The 14,052-nt window shown below is 51.4% G+C and carries 15 protein-coding genes and 1 tRNA gene; 8 read left to right on the top strand and 8 right to left on the bottom strand.

The features are described from left to right. Positions 1–37 precede the first annotated feature (37 nt). From deoD to N7268_RS17835, 4 genes are all read right to left on the bottom strand, one after another. Positions 38–745, bottom strand: a complete 708-nt coding sequence (deoD, locus tag N7268_RS17850) for a purine-nucleoside phosphorylase (RefSeq protein WP_260863917.1) — start codon at positions 743–745, stop codon at positions 38–40. A 190-nt stretch (positions 746–935) separates the two neighbouring features. Next, positions 936–1,292 (bottom strand): YcgJ family protein, encoded by a 357-nt coding sequence (locus N7268_RS17845; protein WP_260863916.1) that lies wholly within the window; start codon positions 1,290–1,292, stop codon positions 936–938. Positions 1,293–1,374: 82 nt separating this feature from the next. Then, positions 1,375–1,462: transfer RNA gene (locus tag N7268_RS17840), tRNA-Ser, on the bottom strand. A 143-nt stretch (positions 1,463–1,605) separates the two neighbouring features. Further along, positions 1,606–3,234, bottom strand: a complete 1,629-nt coding sequence (locus N7268_RS17835; RefSeq protein ID WP_260863915.1) for an ABC transporter substrate-binding protein — start codon at positions 3,232–3,234, stop codon at positions 1,606–1,608. A 271-nt stretch (positions 3,235–3,505) separates the two neighbouring features. On the opposite strand from N7268_RS17835, the gene yccA reads away from it, so the two are divergent. Together yccA and tusE are read left to right on the top strand one after the other, a co-directional pair. Beyond that, positions 3,506–4,165, top strand: coding sequence for an FtsH protease modulator YccA (gene yccA / locus N7268_RS17830; RefSeq protein WP_043015806.1), 660 nt, complete (start codon positions 3,506–3,508; stop codon positions 4,163–4,165). Positions 4,166–4,253: 88 nt separating this feature from the next. Beyond that, entirely contained in the window at positions 4,254–4,583 is a 330-nt protein-coding gene (gene tusE / locus N7268_RS17825) for a sulfurtransferase TusE (RefSeq protein WP_198903646.1), read from the top strand. On the opposite strand, the gene yccX is transcribed toward tusE, so the two are convergent. Beyond that, the gene (gene yccX, locus N7268_RS17820; RefSeq protein WP_260863914.1) at positions 4,580–4,861 is read right to left on the bottom strand and encodes an acylphosphatase; all 282 of its coding nucleotides are present in this window, start codon (positions 4,859–4,861) and stop codon (positions 4,580–4,582) included. The two genes, tusE and yccX, sit on opposite strands and share 4 nt — an antisense overlap. A 94-nt stretch (positions 4,862–4,955) precedes the next feature. Here yccX and rlmI point away from each other — a divergent pair, with 94 nt between their 5' ends. After that, positions 4,956–6,146 carry a 23S rRNA (cytosine(1962)-C(5))-methyltransferase RlmI gene (gene rlmI / locus N7268_RS17815; protein ID WP_260863913.1) on the top strand — a complete coding sequence of 397 codons (1,191 nt, stop codon included), beginning with the start codon at positions 4,956–4,958 and terminating at the stop codon, positions 6,144–6,146. A gap of 57 nt (positions 6,147–6,203) precedes the next feature. Next, positions 6,204–6,521, top strand: a complete 318-nt coding sequence (gene hspQ / locus N7268_RS17810; RefSeq protein ID WP_260863912.1) for a heat shock protein HspQ — start codon at positions 6,204–6,206, stop codon at positions 6,519–6,521. Between the two features lie 105 nt (positions 6,522–6,626). Here hspQ and N7268_RS17805 read toward each other — a convergent pair whose 3' ends face one another. Then, complete coding sequence (locus tag N7268_RS17805; protein ID WP_260863911.1) at positions 6,627–7,040, bottom strand: CoA-binding protein; 414 nt, start codon at positions 7,038–7,040, stop codon at positions 6,627–6,629. Between the two features lie 170 nt (positions 7,041–7,210). Here N7268_RS17805 and csgI point away from each other — a divergent pair, with 170 nt between their 5' ends. Both csgI and mgsA read left to right on the top strand, forming a co-directional pair. Continuing rightward, positions 7,211–7,873 (top strand): curli synthesis inhibitor, encoded by a 663-nt coding sequence (gene csgI, locus N7268_RS17800; protein WP_260863910.1) that lies wholly within the window; start codon positions 7,211–7,213, stop codon positions 7,871–7,873. A 93-nt stretch (positions 7,874–7,966) separates the two neighbouring features. After that, positions 7,967–8,425, top strand: coding sequence for a methylglyoxal synthase (mgsA, locus tag N7268_RS17795; RefSeq protein WP_260863909.1), 459 nt, complete (start codon positions 7,967–7,969; stop codon positions 8,423–8,425). A 32-nt stretch (positions 8,426–8,457) separates the two neighbouring features. Here the strand turns inward: mgsA and helD are convergent, their stop codons facing one another. Further along, complete coding sequence (gene helD / locus N7268_RS17790) at positions 8,458–10,512, bottom strand: DNA helicase IV (protein ID WP_260863908.1); 2,055 nt, start codon at positions 10,510–10,512, stop codon at positions 8,458–8,460. Between the two features lie 123 nt (positions 10,513–10,635). Between helD and N7268_RS17785 the strand changes: the two genes are divergently transcribed. Beyond that, complete coding sequence (locus N7268_RS17785; protein ID WP_260863907.1) at positions 10,636–11,082, top strand: YccF domain-containing protein; 447 nt, start codon at positions 10,636–10,638, stop codon at positions 11,080–11,082. Between the two features lie 18 nt (positions 11,083–11,100). Then, complete coding sequence (gene yccS, locus N7268_RS17780) at positions 11,101–13,254, top strand: YccS family putative transporter (RefSeq protein WP_260863906.1); 2,154 nt, start codon at positions 11,101–11,103, stop codon at positions 13,252–13,254. Here yccS and N7268_RS17775 read toward each other — a convergent pair. Continuing rightward, positions 13,232–13,846: a TfoX/Sxy family DNA transformation protein gene (locus tag N7268_RS17775; RefSeq protein WP_260863905.1), complete on the bottom strand. Its 615-nt coding sequence runs from the start codon at positions 13,844–13,846 to the stop codon at positions 13,232–13,234. The genes yccS and N7268_RS17775 overlap by 23 nt on opposite strands. Positions 13,847–14,052 lie beyond the last annotated feature (206 nt).

The raw sequence follows: 14,052 nt of genomic DNA, 5'->3' as shown, positions 1-14,052 counted from the left end.
TACAGACATCCCTGATTGGTTCGATTTAAATTCTACGCTACGCCGTAACGGCTGTATTCAATGCCAGTTCAATCATATTATTAAAGGTGAGTTGTCGTTCCTCCGCCGTTGTTTCTTCTCCCGTCAGGCAATGATCGGATACGGTTAAAATGGCCAGTGCTTCAATGCCAAATTGATGCGCTAAGGCATACAAACCCGCAACTTCCATATCAACACCCAGAACACCAAACTTCTCCAGCGCCGGAATTAAATTTTCGTCGGGATCGTAATAGAGATCGCCGCTGAAAACATTTCCAACCTTAATATCAATACCCGCTTTCTGCGCCAGCACCCATGCCTGTTGTAATAATGGAAAGTGAGCCGATGTCGCCATTGCATAACCAGAACTTCGCTTCAGATTCGTCACAGAGTCCGTTCCGGCAGCGACGGCCAAAATAATATCGCGCATTTTAATATGATGTTGTGTTGCGCCCAGGCTACCAACCCGAATAATTCTTCGCACACCAAAATCATGTACCAATTCGTGTGCATACAGCGTCATGGATGGAATGCCCATCCCGTGCCCCATAACAGAAACAGGTTGTCCAAAATAGAATCCGGTATATCCCAACATATTCCGTACATTGGTGACTTCCCGATAATCCATCAAATAATTTTCGGCAATAAACTTAGCGCGTAAAGGGTCACCCGGCATAATAACCGTGGGCGCAAAATCCCCGGGGTTAGCATTAATATGTGCAGTCATAACAATTCCTGAATCAGTGATATTGAAAAGATGCAGGGATTGTAACCAGACGAATGAAGAGGATTGAGGACAAAAGTCCTGCTGGGAGGATCGGCCTCTCATTTTTGAGAGTTATTGTTGCGGGAGGTGTACAGCAGAGAAATCAGTGTCACCCCGTCAGGTAGACCCGGGGTGACAATAGCGAAGAAAATCAGGGCTTTTCGGCCTGACCAAACAGTAGCGCGGTGTAATGCGGGTTGACTTTCCCACTGTGCTTACCATCAGGTCCGAAATATCGGTCTTCCCGACACAAGCGCTCAGTGGTGTCACAAAACAGTCCACCACGGAATGTAAAGGCCGTTGTGTCAAAGTCTCCGAGCGCAGCCAGTTTATCTCCCTGCTTCTTCCCGATGTACTTCGTGGTCAGCGCCACTGAGATACCGTGCTCGTTTGCACAGACAGTTTTATCACATAACACGCCAGGAGCCGGGCTGTGAGGCTCCGTCATTGCCGCGTTCGCTGAGAGCGACAGAACGCTCGCTGCCAACAAGATACCTACTTTTATCATCGTACTCTCCTTATAACAGCTGGATTACGCCAACGGTATAAAGCAAAAAGGGGTTACCTTTCGGTAACCCCTTTTTATTGTTTGGCGGAAGCGTAGAGATTCGAACTCTAGAACCCTTTCGGGTCGCCGGTTTTCAAGACCGGTGCCTTCAACCGCTCGGCCACGCTTCCAATGAGGCGCACTATAAACATCCCGAACGGACCTGTAAAGCACCAAAACGTTCGTTTGCCTGAAAAACAGCCAAAATGTTGTTAATTGACTGAAATAACAACAGATTGACCGTTTATTCAGCACAATTGCAGCCTGCAACCGCTTAATGCTTTTTGATATACATATCTTTGGTGTAGTAATTTCCCAAACTATTAGGGGCAAATCCACCCACCCACGGTTTTACCAGATGCGTGTGCACATAGTGGTAAACCGGAATGGCCGGTACATCCTCACCTAAAAGATCTTCGGCCTGCTGGTAGTATTTACCGCGCTCTTCCACCGTATTTGCTTTTGCCGCATTGCGCATCGCATTGTCGTAGGCAGGATTGCTGTACTTTGTGGTGTTCTCACTGTCCCCGGTACGGAAGATATTGAGGAAGCTTGAAGCATCGTCATAATCGGCAATCCACGCATAGCGCACCATATCGAAATTGCCGGTGTGCATGGTGTCCAGCATGGTTTTCCATTCCTGGTTCTGCAACTTCACCTCGACGCCAAGATTTTTCTTCCACATCGACGATGCGGCAATCGCAATACGTTGATGCGTTTCGAAGGTGTTATAGAGCAGGTTTACTGAGAGAGGATGTTCCGGTCCAAACCCTGCTTCTGCCAGCAGTTTTTTTGCCTCCGCAATGCGTTTATCGCGCGGCCAGGACGCGTACTCTGGCGCATGCAATTTCACCCCACCGATTTCAGGCTGGCTGATAACCCACGCTTCGCGTTGTCCCTGCCCCATCACCTTTTGCGCAATGATCTCTTTATCCAGCGCCATATTCAGCGCCCGACGCACACGGGGATCATTAAACGGCGCACGGGTCGTATTGAACTGATAGTAATAAGTTGAAAGCAGTGGAGAGACATGGAGTTCATCGCCCATCGTCTTTTTCAACTGCGTGAACTGATTCACCGGCACGCTAAAGACAATGTCGATTTCCCCGGCTTTATAACGGTTAACATCAGCCGCTTCTGAACTGATGGGCAGATAAGTGACTTGATTGATTACGGTGTGTTTATCATTCCAGTAATGCGTATTACGCACGGCAACGATCCGCTCGTTCACCACCCATTGCGACAGCTTATACGCGCCACTGCTGACAAAATGTTCGGGCTTTGTCCACTTATCGCCAAAGCGGCTAATCAGCACTTTATCCAGCGGTACCAGTGACGGATGGGCCAGCATCGCCAGAAACGCCGCCGTTGGCTGCGTCAGGGTAATCTCCAGCGTCGTGTCATTCAGGGCTTTCACCCCCAGGGTTGTCGGTTCTTTTTTCCCCTGTGCAATCTCAGCCGCATTCGCGACGTGCATATTACCCAGGTAGGAGGCATACGGTGATGCGGTTTGCGGTGAGACAAGGCGCTGCCAGCTCCAGACAACATCCTGAGCCGTGATCGCAGAACCATCTGACCAGGTTACGCCCGGACGTAAATGAAAGGTCCAGACGGTGTTATCTTTATTCTCCCAGGATGCGGCCAGACGTGGCTCAATCTCCCCTGCCAGATTGACGGCAACCAGCCCATCGAACATATCGCTGATTAAATTAAACTCAACGTTGCTTTCGACTTTATGTGGGTCCAGCGATGCAGGCTCGCTTCCGTTATTTCTGACCAGCTCCTGTTTCTCTGCCAGTTCTGTTCCTGCGGGAACATTGGCTGCCCATGCAGCGCCATTTACAGACATCAAACAGGCAGCCAGCAGCGTATACGTTAATACCTTCGGTTTATGTTGAGTCATTCCCTTCACCTTGTTGTTCTGTTTTATGATGACACCGCAGTCACTCATAAAGGGATGCTGGGGATAACGCAATATTTTTCAGTTACCTATAAGATGTCGATCTGACATTTTCACACAATAAGTGATAACATCTAATTCATGCGCTTTTGCTGAAATAAAATGCTTAAGCCTGGCGGGTTAAAATGCGTAAAGATGGGTAAAACCGCTGTGTCATTGCCAGTGATTTCATTATCCTCCGTCATTAATTACATCTGTCATAAGAGAGTGACTCATGGATCGTATTATTAGTTCTTCGCGCGACCGTACATCGCTACTCAGCACACATAAAGTGCTGCGCAATACCTATTTTCTGCTGAGCCTGACGCTGGCATTTTCGGCGATCACTGCGACCGCCAGCACAGTACTGATGCTGCCATCTCCGGGTCTTATCCTGACACTGGTCGGTATGTACGGACTGATGTTCCTGACGTACAAGACGGCAGATAAGCCAGTCGGCATTCTGTCAGCTTTCGCTTTCACCGGCTTCCTGGGTTATATCCTTGGGCCGATCCTGAACACCTACCTGTCTGCGGGCATGGGTGATGTTATCGCCATGGCGTTGGGCGGGACGGCGCTGGTCTTCTTCAGTTGCTCTGCCTATGTGCTGACCACCCGTAAAGATATGTCCTTCCTCGGCGGTATGCTGATGGCGGGTATCGTGGTCGTACTGATCGGCATGGTTGCGAATATTTTCCTGCAACTGCCGGCTCTGCATCTGGCTATCAGCGCGGTGTTTATCCTGATTTCTTCAGGCGCAATCCTGTTTGAAACCAGCAACATCATCCGTGGCGGTGAAACCAACTACATCCGTGCGACTGTCAGCCTGTATGTTTCGCTGTACAACATCTTCGTCAGCCTGCTGAGCATTCTGGGCTTCGCCAGCCGCGACTAAGACATCACACTGCATTATCCAGCCCCGCTTATGCGGGGCTTTCTTTTTTGGTAAACTGCCGCCAGTCTGACTAACGCAGTGAAGAATTATGTTGATCTTTGAAGGTAAAGAAATCAGTACCGATAGCGAAGGCTATTTAAAAGACACGACCGAATGGAGCGAGCCGCTGGCGGCTGTCATCGCTGAGAACGAAGGTATCACCCTGTCTGCAGAACACTGGGAAGTCGTGCGTTTTGTGCGCGATTTTTATCTGGAGTTTAATACGTCTCCGGCCATTCGCATGCTGGTAAAAGCCATGGCGAATAAGTTCGGCGAAGAGAAAGGCAACAGCCGTTATCTCTATCGCCTGTTCCCAAAAGGTCCGGCCAAACAGGCGACTAAAATTGCGGGTCTGCCTAAACCGGTAAAATGTATTTAATAGCGAATACTAAACCCTTTTAGTTCGTCGCCAGGGCGATGCGGTTCACTGAGAACACGCTCTACCCTGGCACTGCGCGGTCCTCCGGATTTTAACCACTTCATCAGTTTTTCCACCTGCTCGCCTTCGCCGCAGGCGACAATTTCAACGCTGCCGTCATCCATATTCTTCGCATACCCGGTCAACCCCAGGCGTTGTGCTTCTTGTTGCGTGGTATAGCGAAATCCAACCCCCTGTACCCGGCCGTGTACCCATGCGATTATGCAGACTTTCGACATTGCAGTTCTCCTTATCATCGCGGCGCGCGTTGCAAATCCTCGTAAAACTCAGGACAATGGCGCCCATTTCTCTGAATCGACAGAATAGTAAATTATGAGTGTACGTTTAGTGTTAGCCAAAGGGCGCGAAAAATCATTACTTCGCCGCCATCCGTGGGTTTTTTCCGGTGCCGTCGCACGTATGGAAGGTAAAGCCAATCTTGGTGAAACCATCGATATTGTTGACCATCAGGGTAAATGGTTAGCACGCGGTGCGTATTCCCCTGCGTCGCAGATCCGTGCACGTGTCTGGACGTTCGATAAGTCTGAATCCATTGATATTGATTTCTTTATTCGTCGTCTGCAACAAGCACAGAAATGGCGCGACTGGCTGGCGAAAAAGGACGGTCTGAATAGCTACCGCCTGATTGCCGGTGAATCTGATGGTATGCCCGGCATCACCATTGACCGTTTTGATAACTTCCTCGTTCTGCAACTGCTCAGTGCGGGTGCTGAATACCAACGTGCCGCCCTGATTAGCGCCCTGCAGGCCGTGTTCCCGGAATGCGCCATTTATGACCGTAGCGACGTGGCGGTACGTAAGAAAGAAGGGATGGAGCTGACACAAGGGCCCGTTACCGGCGAACTGCCGCCTGCCCTGCTGCCGATTGAAGAACACGGCATGAAGCTGCTGGTTGATATCCAGCACGGTCATAAAACCGGCTATTACCTGGATCAACGTGACAGCCGTCTGGCAACGCGTCGCTACGTGGAAAATCAGCGCGTACTGAACTGCTTCTCTTATACCGGCGGCTTCGCCGTGTCGGCATTAATGGGTGGATGCAGCCAGGTGGTCAGCGTTGATACCTCTCAGGAAGCGCTCGATATCGCCAGGCAGAACGTTGAACTGAACAAGCTGGATCTGAGCAAGGCCGAATTTGTACGTGATGACGTGTTCAAACTGCTGCGTACTTATCGCGATCGCGGTGAGAAATTTGATGTCATCGTGATGGATCCGCCGAAGTTTGTCGAAAACAAAAGCCAGCTGATGGGCGCTTGTCGCGGCTATAAAGACATCAATATGCTGGCTATCCAGCTACTGAATCCGGGTGGCGTATTGCTGACATTCTCCTGCTCTGGACTGATGACCACCGATTTATTTCAGAAAATCATCGCCGATGCCGCAATAGATGCTGGTCGTGATGTACAATTTATAGAGCAGTTCCGTCAGGCCGCCGATCACCCCGTGATCGCTACCTACCCGGAAGGGCTGTATCTGAAAGGGTTTGCCTGTCGCATCATGTAACTTGAAATGAGGAATATTACCCTTACATAGAGGGTATCTATTTCCCGGGAGGTGACTATGATTGCCAGCAAATTCGGTATCGGCCAGCAGGTCCGCCATTCCCTGTTAGGTTACCTCGGAGTGGTCGTGGATATCGACCCGGAATATTCGCTTGATGACCCGTCACCCGATGAGTTGGCGGTCAACGACGAACTTCGCGCCGCTCCCTGGTATCACGTGGTGATGGAAGACGACAATGGCCTGCCAGTACATACGTATCTGGCGGAAGCACAGTTGAGCAGTGAATTACAGGAAGAGCATCCCGAGCAACCCTCGATGGATGAACTGGCGCGGACAATCCGTAGGCAGCTTCAGGCTCCACGCCTGCGCAACTGATGTTAAGCCGTGCCCGATGGCGCTTCGCCCATCGGGTCTACGCATCTTATCCGGCTGTGAACGACACGCCGGATAAGCAACGCGTAACTGCACCACGGTAAAGACTTACTTCGCCAGCCCCAGTCGCGGGATTTCAATGGCCGGACAGCGATCCATCACCACGGCCAGACCGGCATCACTCGCCAGCACAGCCGCTTGTTCATTAATGACCCCAAGCTGCATCCATAAGGTCTTCGCCCCTATAGCAATCGCTTCCTGCGCCACACCCCACGCGGCCTCTGAATTACGGAAGACATCCACCATATCCACTTTCTCGGGGACATCCGCCAGCGTGGCGTAGCCCTGTTGTCCCAGCAGCGTTTTCCCGGCAACTTTTGGGGAAACCGGAATAACGTGATAGCCCTGATCGAGCAAATATTTCATTACCCGATAACTTGGACGATCGGGCTTATCGCTTGCCCCCACCAACGCAATCGTACGGGTGGATGTCAAAATGCCAGCAATATCGGTCTCTTTCATCATCTTCCTCCAGGCTGTTTTGCAAAGTGTACGACAAACCTGACGTTGCAACCATTCATCCCATACTGGCGCATGAGAGCTAAACTGGAAATTATGTCTATATGTTAGTAAACATGATTGTCGAAAAGTTTTGATACATCTTAACCCGGCATTTTGGACAGGAGAACCTTATGAAAACCGGCATTGTGACAGCATTGCTCGCCCTGTGTTTGCCGGTAACCGTTTTTGCGACGTCTTTACGCCTGTCAAATGACATTGATCTTCTGGTGCTGGACGGAAAAAAGGTTTCCAGCTCTTTGCTGCGTGGCGCTGACAGCATTGAGCTTGAGAATGGCCCGCATCAACTGGTGTTTCGCGTAGAGAAAACGATTCGTCTGTCCAGCCATGAAGAACGTCTTTATATTTCCCCACCGCTGGTGGTAAGCTTTAACACTCAACTCGTCAGCCAGGTCAATTTCCATCTTCCACGCCTGGGCAATGAACGCGACGCGACCCATTTTGATAGCGCCCCGCGCGTAGAACTGCTGGATGGGGATTCCATGCCCATTCCGGTGAAACTGGATATCCTGACGATCACGTCCACGGCGAAAATCATCGATTATGAACGTGAGACTGAGCGCTATAACAAAGCCTCCAGACATGCCTCATTACCGCAATTTGCCACCATGATGGCTGATGATAGCTCGCTGCTTTCTGGCGTGTCGGAACTGGATCGGGTGCCACCGCAATCGCAGACACTCACCGAGCAACGTCTGAAATACTGGTTTCAGCAAGCCGACCCGCAAACACGAAGCAACTTTCTGCAATGGGCTGAGAAGCAACCGCCTTCGTGACATTTATGTTCGCGTGCGCATTTTTTTTGTCTTTCTCTTGCAGCGTCAAGTGCTTCCAGTACTCTGTAACGAGGTTAACTTGGGAGCAGTACTATGGAATTAACGACTCGCACTTTACCGGCGCGTAAACATATTGCGCTGGTTGCACACGATCACTGTAAACAGATGCTGATGAGCTGGGTGGAACGCCACCAGCCATTGCTGGAACAACACGTTCTCTATGCGACGGGCACGACTGGAAACTTAATTCAGCGCGCAACCGGCATGGACGTTAACGCCATGCTGAGCGGTCCGATGGGCGGCGATCAGCAGGTAGGCGCGCTGATCTCAGAAGGCAAAATTGACGTGCTGATTTTCTTCTGGGATCCGCTCAATGCGGTGCCGCACGATCCTGATGTCAAAGCGCTTCTGCGTCTGGCCACGGTATGGAACATTCCGGTCGCCACCAACGTTTCAACTGCCGATTTCATCATCCAGTCGCCTAACTTCAATGATGCGACGGAAATCCTGATCCCGGATTACGCCCGTTACCTCGCGGAGCGCCTCAAATAACCGCCTGTCAGGCGGCATTTGCCGCCTGCGTTTCAGGGCTTTCTGGCGACCGGCACATCCAGTTGTTTAAGCACATCAACAAAGCAGGATGGCGACGCTGTGTTAAACAGCAACCACACCCGATGTCGGGCACGCGTTAGCGCCACATACAGTAACCTTCTCTCTTCTGCATCAGGAAAATCTTCCACTGCCGGAAGCAACGCCTCTTCCATGATTGACTCGCGAGCCGGAGCCGGAAAACCATCGCTGCCTTCATGAAGCCCCACGACAATCACGTAATCCGCCTGCTGTCCTTTACTGGCATGGATTGTCATAAAATCCAGCTGTAGCTTAGGCCAACGGGTTGCCGCTTTCTCCAGACTGGCGGGTTTGAGATGATGGTATCGCGCCAGAACCAGAATGCGCTCTTCCGCTTTTGCAAAACCGGATAACTTATCCAGCAACGCATCCAATTGATTTTCATCCAGCAGCGTAACGGCTTTCTTATCCCCTGCGTTCAGGCTATTAAGCGGTTTTACGAGCTGATGGGGGTTTTGTTGGATAAACCGGTTTGCGATCTCTCCGATACGGCTATTAAAGCGGTATGTTGTATCCAGATCGCAACGATCGCCCTCGCCAAACGTTTGATGGAATGCAGTCGTTAACGAAAGCTGCGCACCGCTAAAACGGTAAATTGCCTGCCAGTCATCTCCCACGGCAAACAAGGTAGTTTGCGAATTTTGCTTCCGTAATGCGGCTAACAGGGCCGCGCGCTGCGGGGAAATATCCTGAAATTCATCAACCAGGATATGCTTCCAGGGACTGACAAAGCGCCCTTTCTCAAGAATGATGATGGCCTGATGGATCAACCCGGAGAAATCAACGGCGTTTTCATCTTTCAGGGCGCTTTTCCAGGCTTTGAGTAGCGGCGACATCAGTTTGATTCGTTTACTGAACAGATCGCGGATCTCCTCCGGCGCATTTGCAATCATCTCTGCCTGCGCCCCGCCATGCATACGCATCAGCGCAACCCAACGATCCAGCCTTGAAGCCAGGCGACGTTGCAATTTTTCATCGTCCCAGAAATTTCCTTCCGGTACCGACCATTGCATCTCTTCTTCTAACCACTGTCGCCAGCCTTTGGCCTGAGCTTTTTTCTCACTGCACTGCTGGCGCCAGGCTGTGATAAAGAGTTTATTCCGCGCAGCAGTATCGTTTTCAAGTTTGCTAACCGTCGGAACTTTTTTACTGCCCTGCTGAATAATATGCAGCGCCAGTGAGTGGAATGTCCTCGCACTTACTTCTTCGGTATGCAGCCGCTCGCGAATACGCTCATCCATCTCCTGAGCCGCTTTACGACCGAAAGCCAGCAGCAGAATTTGTTCTGCCGCTGCTTCACCCCGCGCCAGTAGCCATCCCGCACGGGCAACCAGGACAGAAGTTTTACCGCTTCCGGCTCCCGCAAGCACCAGCAGCGATTTCTCGCCATTCACAACCGCACGCGCCTGAGCCGGATTCAGCGGCGAGGATTCAATGTTCTGGAAAAATTCGGCATGTTCCACCAGCATGGCATCGGTGTAGGCCTGATTATGCTGCAAGCGGCAAGCTTCAATGTCTTTTAACCATGCCTGGCACAGTCGTAATGCTTCACGACAGTTTTCAAACTCTTCCAGACGATTGACCGGAAGCGGCAGAGCGGCAAATGCGCGGCGTATCTGCTGTTGCAGCCCCAGCGTTTGATCGCGCGTCAGCCATTTAGTGTCGTCAGTACGGGCTGCGATGGCCGCCAGTTGCTCCTGCAACACACCCGCAGCCACCTCGCTCATTTCCTGACTCCACTGCTGCCAGCGCGCATTCAAGTGATGATGGAAACGCTGCGTTTCAGCCCATTCCGTACCGTGCAGGCGCACGACCTTATCCTCCGGGAGCACAAATTCAAGCTCCCCCCATACAAGGCCGCGTTTGCAATGTATAGCCAGTAACTGATTGAATGGAATAAGATACTCATGACGATCGCCGGAAACTTTAATACCGGCATTGAGAATAACGGCTCGATCGTAAGGGTGCTGAGCCAGACGTTTTCCAAGAGAAGTTGCTTTCAGTTCCATAGACTTAAGCGGATCCACACGAAGAGGTTTACTCTCAGTGTAACCGCCAGAGAAAACGTGCTCCAGCCTAAAAAAACGTTACAATTGCCGAATTCACAGAAAATCAGAGTTTATCGAGGGTTCATGCGCACTGTTCTGAATATTTTAAATTTTGTACTCGGGGGGTTCGCCACCACCTTAGCCTGGTTGCTGGCAACGCTGGTCAGTATCGTGCTTATTTTTACTCTGCCGCTGACACGCTCATGCTGGGAAATCACTCGCCTGTCTTTGTTTCCCTTCGGCAACGAAGCGATTCACGTGGATGAACTCAATCCGGCAGGTCAAAGCGTTCTGATGAACACCGGCGGAACATTGCTGAATATCTTTTGGCTGATTTTCTTCGGCTGGTGGCTGTGTCTGCTGCACATTGCCTCCGGCATCGCGCAATGCATTACGATTATCGGTATTCCCGTTGGCATTGCGAACTTTAAGATTGCCGCCATTGCGCTCTGGCCCGTCGGTCGTCGCGTGGTCTCTGTTGAAACTGCCCGCGCCGCACGTGAAGCCAATGCGCGCCGCCGCTTTCAATAATCAGGACTCATCGTCTTTATGTTAAGTCCTCTGCTTAAACGCTATACCTGGAACAGCACCTGGCTGTATTACGTACGGATTTTCATCGCGCTTTGCGGCACAACGGCACTGCCGTGGTGGCTGGGTGACGTAAAGCTGACTATCCCTCTCACGCTGGGCATGGTAGCTGCCGCACTGACCGACCTGGACGACCGGCTCGCCGGACGGCTGCGCAATTTGATCATCACGCTGATCTGTTTTTTTATTGCCTCCGCCTCCGTGGAACTCCTCTTCCCCTGGCCGTGGCTTTTCGCCCTTGGATTAACGCTCTCTACCAGCGGTTTTATTCTGCTTGGCGGGCTAGGCCAACGCTATGCGACAATTGCCTTCGGTGCGCTGCTGATAGCGATTTACACCATGCTGGGGACTTCGCTATACGATCAGTGGTATCAACAGCCGGTTCTGCTGCTTGCTGGCGCCATCTGGTACAACCTGCTGACGCTGACCGGGCATCTTCTGTTCCCGATCCGGCCTCTGCAAGATAATCTGGCCCGTAGCTACGAGCAATTGGCGCATTATCTGGAGCTGAAATCGCGTCTTTTTGATCCTGATATCGAAGATGAAAGCCAGGCGCCGCTTTATGATTTAGCGCTGGCCAACGGGCAGCTCATGGCGACGCTAAACCAAACTAAGGTGTCATTACTGACCCGTCTTCGCGGAGACCGTGGGCAACGTGGTACACGTCGCACCCTGCACTACTATTTTGTCGCTCAGGATATTCATGAACGGGCAAGTTCATCGCATATTCAGTACCAGACGCTACGCGACCATTTTCGTCACAGCGACGTGATGTTTCGCTTTCAGCGATTGATGTCAATGCAGGGACAAGCCTGTACGCAGCTGTCACGCTGTATATTATTGCGCACGCCTTACCAGCACGATCCGCACTTTGAACGCGCCTTCACACATCTTGATGCCGCCCTCGAACGCATGCGTGCAACCGGCGCACCGGCAGATCTCCTCAACACGTTAGGTTTCTTGCTTTCCAACCTACGTGCTATCGATGCGCAGCTGGCAACCATTGAGTCCGAACAGGCTCAGGTCATCTCGCGAAATGAGTCTGAAAACCAGCTTGCCGATGACAGTCCGCACGGGTTTAGTGATATATGGCTGCGTCTGAGCCGCAATTTTACGCCTGAGTCCGCCCTCTTTCGCCATGCGATCCGCATGTCGCTGGTGCTCTGCGTGGGTTACGCCATTATTCAGATCACGGGGATGAACCATGGGTACTGGATCCTGCTCACCAGTCTGTTTGTGTGTCAGCCTAACTACAACGCAACCCGACATCGTCTGGCGCTGAGGATTATCGGCACATTAGTGGGGATAGCCATTGGGTTGCCAATCCTGTGGTTCGTTCCCTCACTGGAAGGTCAGTTGATATTATTAGTGATTACCGGCGTGCTCTTTTTTGCCTTCCGCAACGTCCAGTATGCGCATGCCACGATGTTTATTACCCTGCTGGTCTTACTGTGCTTTAACCTGCTTGGCGAAGGTTTTGAGGTGGCTCTACCGCGCGTCATCGATACGCTGATCGGTTGTGCAATCGCCTGGGCCGCCGTCAGTTTTATCTGGCCTGACTGGCGTTTTCGTAACCTGCCGCGCGTCATTGAACGTGCAACGGATGCTAACTGTCGCTACCTCGACGCCATTCTCGAACAATATCATCAGGGACGAGATAACCGGCTGGCATACCGGATTGCCCGTCGCGACGCTCATAATCGTGATGCAGAACTGGCATCCGTGGTGTCGAATATGTCCAGTGAACCTGATGTGACGGCTCAAACGCGTGAAATCGCATTCCGTTTACTGTGCCTCAACCATACCTTTACCAGCTATATTTCGGCCCTGGGCGCCCACCGGGAGCAACTGACCAACCCGGAAGTTCTGGCATTGCTGGATGATGCCGTCTGCTATGTTGATGATGCGCTTCACCATCAACTCGCTGACGAGCAGCGCGTATATCAGGCTCTTGAGGGACTGAAAAAGCGAATTCAACATCTTGAACCGCGCCCGGACAGTAAAGAACCGCTGGTCGTACAGCAAGTTGGATTATTGATTGCATTGCTGCCAGAAATCAGACGGTTGCAGCAGCAAATCGCCGCGTCGCCGTCTAATAACCCGGTTCAGGCATAAGCGAACTCACCCATTCAACCAGCTCCTGGCGACGGACTGCCGGGAGCGCCGCTTCATGCACGCCGCTGATCGCCCCTTCGAGGGCAAAGAGTATTTTCACCGTCAGAGATGGATTACTTTGTCGAAGCTTCAGCCAGCACATCCTGGCACCCAGCACGCGCAACGTGCTTTCATCTTTAATACCGGCCTCATTCAGCAGAGACTCCAGGTGATACGTCATGTTCGGTAATTCGCGCAAGCGATGATGCGCAAAACGACTCTGCTTTTCTTTCACTGCCGCATCCAGCGAATACTGAGATAACGACAGCAACTGCGTCTGGTTTCGCCATAGCGCATCATTCACCTGGTAATAATTGAGTATGACCGGCCGCCCTCGCTTCATAAACGTCAGCCAGACAGGTGAATGCTTTACACAGTACTGTACGCTCTGCTCACAAGCCCGAAGGTATAGCTCACCGCTGGCGACCATTGCGAAGACCGTATCCCCAACCGTCAGACTGTAGCTGCCAAACAATGAGCGATAGTGAATGGTCCCCAACGATGCCAAATATTCTTGCGATTTATAGATCCTGTCATAGGAAAGTTTCTTCATAAAAATCCTTTTAAATCATAACGTAAAAGAATACTTCGTAATAACGGATCCGTTAATGACGAAAATAGGCAACTTAGTGTTGTGGGGCAAGATGAATTTTATTTTTCCCGTGACGGCGACTAAAAATTGCGAGACTGTTTCCGAAAATTAGGTTGATCTTTGTTGGTTGCAGGGTTACTGTATATCCATACAGTAACTCACAGGGC

Source organism: Citrobacter sp. Marseille-Q6884, from assembly GCF_945906775.1.
Taxonomy (GTDB): Bacteria; Pseudomonadota; Gammaproteobacteria; order Enterobacterales; family Enterobacteriaceae; genus Citrobacter.
Note: the sequence above shows the minus strand (reverse complement) of the source record. Positions and strands in the feature narration are given on the sequence as shown.

Bases quoted from the DNA above. Each gene is read 5' to 3' on its own strand.
- mgsA (WP_260863909.1), top strand. From the start codon at position 7,967: ATGGAATTAACGACTCGCACTTTACCGGCGCGTAAACATATTGCGCTG.
- deoD (WP_260863917.1), bottom strand. From the start codon at position 745: ATGACTGCACATATTAATGCTAACCCCGGGGATTTTGCGCCCACGGTT.
- N7268_RS17785 (WP_260863907.1), top strand. From the start codon at position 10,636: ATGCGCACTGTTCTGAATATTTTAAATTTTGTACTCGGGGGGTTCGCC.
- N7268_RS17775 (WP_260863905.1), bottom strand. From the start codon at position 13,846: ATGAAGAAACTTTCCTATGACAGGATCTATAAATCGCAAGAATATTTG.
- yccX (WP_260863914.1), bottom strand. From the start codon at position 4,861: ATGTCGAAAGTCTGCATAATCGCATGGGTACACGGCCGGGTACAGGGG.
- tusE (WP_198903646.1), top strand. From the start codon at position 4,254: ATGTTGATCTTTGAAGGTAAAGAAATCAGTACCGATAGCGAAGGCTAT.
- hspQ (WP_260863912.1), top strand. From the start codon at position 6,204: ATGATTGCCAGCAAATTCGGTATCGGCCAGCAGGTCCGCCATTCCCTG.
- rlmI (WP_260863913.1), top strand. From the start codon at position 4,956: ATGAGTGTACGTTTAGTGTTAGCCAAAGGGCGCGAAAAATCATTACTT.
- N7268_RS17845 (WP_260863916.1), bottom strand. From the start codon at position 1,292: ATGATAAAAGTAGGTATCTTGTTGGCAGCGAGCGTTCTGTCGCTCTCA.
- yccA (WP_043015806.1), top strand. From the start codon at position 3,506: ATGGATCGTATTATTAGTTCTTCGCGCGACCGTACATCGCTACTCAGC.
- N7268_RS17805 (WP_260863911.1), bottom strand. From the start codon at position 7,040: ATGAAAGAGACCGATATTGCTGGCATTTTGACATCCACCCGTACGATT.
- N7268_RS17835 (WP_260863915.1), bottom strand. From the start codon at position 3,234: ATGACTCAACATAAACCGAAGGTATTAACGTATACGCTGCTGGCTGCC.
- csgI (WP_260863910.1), top strand. From the start codon at position 7,211: ATGAAAACCGGCATTGTGACAGCATTGCTCGCCCTGTGTTTGCCGGTA.
- yccS (WP_260863906.1), top strand. From the start codon at position 11,101: ATGTTAAGTCCTCTGCTTAAACGCTATACCTGGAACAGCACCTGGCTG.
- helD (WP_260863908.1), bottom strand. From the start codon at position 10,512: ATGGAACTGAAAGCAACTTCTCTTGGAAAACGTCTGGCTCAGCACCCT.